This is a genomic window from Photobacterium sp. OFAV2-7 (assembly GCF_022347985.1).
Taxonomy (GTDB): domain Bacteria; phylum Pseudomonadota; class Gammaproteobacteria; order Enterobacterales; family Vibrionaceae; genus Photobacterium.
In genome coordinates this window covers 1-2,974 of sequence record NZ_JAKRFQ010000671.1, presented here as the reverse complement: position 1 = coordinate 2,974, position 2,974 = coordinate 1, and the positions used below count along the sequence as shown (strand labels likewise).

Below are 2,974 nucleotides of genomic sequence, written 5' to 3'. Positions count from 1 at the left end.
GTTATTATCCACCGCATGATTCGACCATGATGACAAATTGCACTGGAAAGATAAGCTCATTAAGAGCTTCATGTTGCTCCGAGTGTGGTTAACCCGCATAACATTAGAAGAGATTAGGTTTTGCTAGAGCTAGTTACAGAAGTATTAGGTTGGACGTCAGTTGCGTTCTATATTTCCATCACTGTGTTTAACAGTATGAAGTTCACCCGCTTCGCCGCGTTTGGTTCCGCTGCGAACGATATCATCTGGTCTATTCTGATGGGCTGGTGGCCAAAACTGATCCTCAACCTGTCTGTAGCGGCCATTAACACTTACCGTTACGTCAATGATTTTACCAAGGCTGCAAAAGTGGTGGTTAACTTACTGGCCGCGGTGATGGCAGCAGCAATCATGTACATCGTGTATGTTGCTGTTACGGCGTTTATTGCCGAGCCGACACTGCCTGTTGCCTTGCAATTTATGGACTTGGGACTGATTGTTGCAGCCCTTTATATGACAACGCTACGTAAGTACCGGGCACTGATGCTGGTGTCAGGTTTCATCGGGATGGCTGCCTACTACGGCAACCCGCAAATGATGGTTATCAAAGCCATGGTTATCGGCATTATGTCATATAAGTTGATTGCGCCAAGCCAGCAGGAGAAAGGTGAGCTTGTTGCCCAAAATTAATCATTGAAGAAATGAATTAAGCTAATGTCGATCAGTCAACACCAAACAGTTAGGTTCATGATTCGTTGAATAAATCCTGAGCTTGGTAAACTACCCTCAAGCATTTTGCTTGAGGGTATTTTTTATGTTGGCTCTAAGCGGCCTGGCTAAGGAATAGCTTAGCCAGTTCGGCGTCTGCCAGGACGCCTTTCAGGCTGGTATTGCTTGAGTTCATCAAATCCTGCATTAAGCCCAGGCGCAAATCGTTCGGTAATACATCCATTTTGAGAAAAGCCTGGATATCGATCTCAAGGCCGTCAACTCCCTGTGTAAGCTTGATCTCAATGATGAAAGCTATCATTTCGACAAAGATACTCAGCTGACAGTGAAGCGGCTAAGTTTACCCGACAGTTTGGATGAGCTGCGACTGTCATTGCCTTGCGTTGATGGCTTGCCCGATAACGTGCTGGGTGATACTCCACATATGAGCAAGCTGGAGATGAACATTACGACAGCTATGTTGCCGGAAAAGATGTTCGGGAATCTGCTTTCTACCGATGAGCTAACTATCATGCTCAAAAAGCCGACGCCATCCTTACCAGATGGTCTGTTTTCCCAACTGAAGCGCGTTGATCGTTTGTCTCTTCGCATGAACAACAGTCCATGTAACATCGGCTGCCTGTTACATGACGAGCTAACAGTTAAAGAGTTGGCACTAAGTAATGCCGAAGGGGCAATGAGCGGCTTCGCACAGGTAAAGCAGCCTGCCCTTGAACAGATCGATTTATTCGGTGCTTCCATTGATGACTTGGGTTTTCTCAACGATTGCTCCGATCTCCAGCGTTTGTCATTGGGTTCTATTCAAGGTTTGATGGATACCACGGTATTTCCACAACTGCCGAATCTTAAAGCGTTGGCTTTATATCATTGCGATGGGACTGAACTGCACTCTGCAATTCGGACATTGAGTCAGATAGAGCAGCTCACTATTCAGACGTGTCGATTGCAGGCGCTTGGTGATCTTTCTGCGATGAGCTCGCTTGAGAAGGTAGTCATCGACGATGTCTCTATGAACCTAAACCCGGCCAACCCGCCGGAGCTGAGCGGGTTGCTTACTCTGCCTGCGTTCAAGTCTCTCGAGCTGGCGATTAACCCTGATGAGAGAGAAGGCTATAGCCTTGAAGCTCTGGCTGCTCTTCCACCAGGGAGCAGTGTTGAGATTAGCCTGTATGACAACGGGCGTCGCAGTGAGATGCTACAAAAACAGCTGGCGATATTAATTAATGCGGATCTGACGGCAGAACAAAAACGCAACTATTGGCGACAGTTGTTCCCGCTGAAATTCCCGCGTGAACTGCCGACAATGGATGGGCGTTTCTACCTGACCTTCATGGAAGCGCGCTATACACCGTATAAAAAACAGGCGCTGGCATGGTTGCGGCTGGTCGCCGAGTTAACGGTGGCCAAACGGCCGTTGGACAGCAACAGTTGTATATTCATTTGCGGCCGCAGTAGTTTTAAGTCTGCGGAAATTAAAGCTAAATCGGCTGAGCTTGGCTTTAGCATCAGTAAAAAACTGGATGATAAGGTTACTCATATCCTGGTTGGCAATAATCCGAAAGGTACAGCGGCTATTGAGCCTGAGCAGCACTTATTGGTTGACGATACCGCCTTGCAGCAGTTTTTCCAGCAAGAAGCGCCACAGTTTCTGCAACAGGAAAGTGCTGTGGATAGCGGCATGATTGACAGCGTGCTGGAAATGCTGAACTCACCGGATGAGGCATCACACCGGGTTGCGATTGAGATGCTGGTTCAGGGCGGTGTTACCAGCGCCATGCTGATGCCGCTGTTTTTGATCCTCAAGATGACTTCAGACAACGGTCTTCGTGCTCAGATAAAGGCGCTGCTTGCGGGGCATGGCAGTGAATTATTCCAGTTGGCAGTCAATGATCGCATTTTGTTTAACGCGGTGCGTGGTGATAACGGTGAAGGCTGGGATATGGGCGAAGGGCCGATGTTCAAAAAGCTTAAAGGTCAGCTTAAAAAGTGGGGGCCAGAGCTTTGCTTTGATTTTGCCAAGCACTACTTTGACCGTTATGGTGAGGGCCTGTTATTGGTTCTGACCCAGAAAGAAGACTCACCTCAGCGTCTTGCTATCATTAGCGAATTGATCGAGGGGGAGTGCTTGAACTGGAATAAAGGTTGTGGATTCAATGGTCAGCTAGAAGGCGCAAGCGAAAAACGGATGACTGATAGCCATCGTTATCCGGATATTTATATGCAGCATCGGAATATGTTGGGAGAGCCTAAAACCCGCCTGCCGAAG

The 2,974-nt window shown here is 47.9% G+C and carries 3 protein-coding genes; 2 read left to right on the top strand and 1 reads right to left on the bottom strand.

What is annotated here, in order from left to right; genetic code table 11:
- The first annotated feature begins 120 nt into the window (after positions 1–120).
- On the top strand, positions 121–669 hold the full coding sequence (locus tag MHN01_RS22810; RefSeq protein ID WP_239413636.1) for a hypothetical protein: 549 nt from the start codon (positions 121–123) through the stop codon (positions 667–669).
- Positions 670–802: 133 nt separating this feature from the next.
- Here the strand turns inward: MHN01_RS22810 and MHN01_RS22805 are convergent, their stop codons facing one another.
- Positions 803–1,009: a hypothetical protein gene (locus MHN01_RS22805; protein ID WP_239413635.1), complete on the bottom strand. Its 207-nt coding sequence runs from the start codon at positions 1,007–1,009 to the stop codon at positions 803–805.
- A gap of 24 nt (positions 1,010–1,033) precedes the next feature.
- Between MHN01_RS22805 and MHN01_RS22800 the strand changes: the two genes are divergently transcribed.
- Positions 1,034–2,974, top strand: a 1,941-nt coding sequence (locus MHN01_RS22800; RefSeq protein WP_239413634.1) for a BRCT domain-containing protein, incomplete at its 3' end; no start/stop codon positions are given.

Coding starts and splice junctions, on each gene's coding strand:
- MHN01_RS22805 (WP_239413635.1), bottom strand. CDS start 1,009: ATGATAGCTTTCATCATTGAGATCAAGCTTACACAGGGAGTTGACGGC.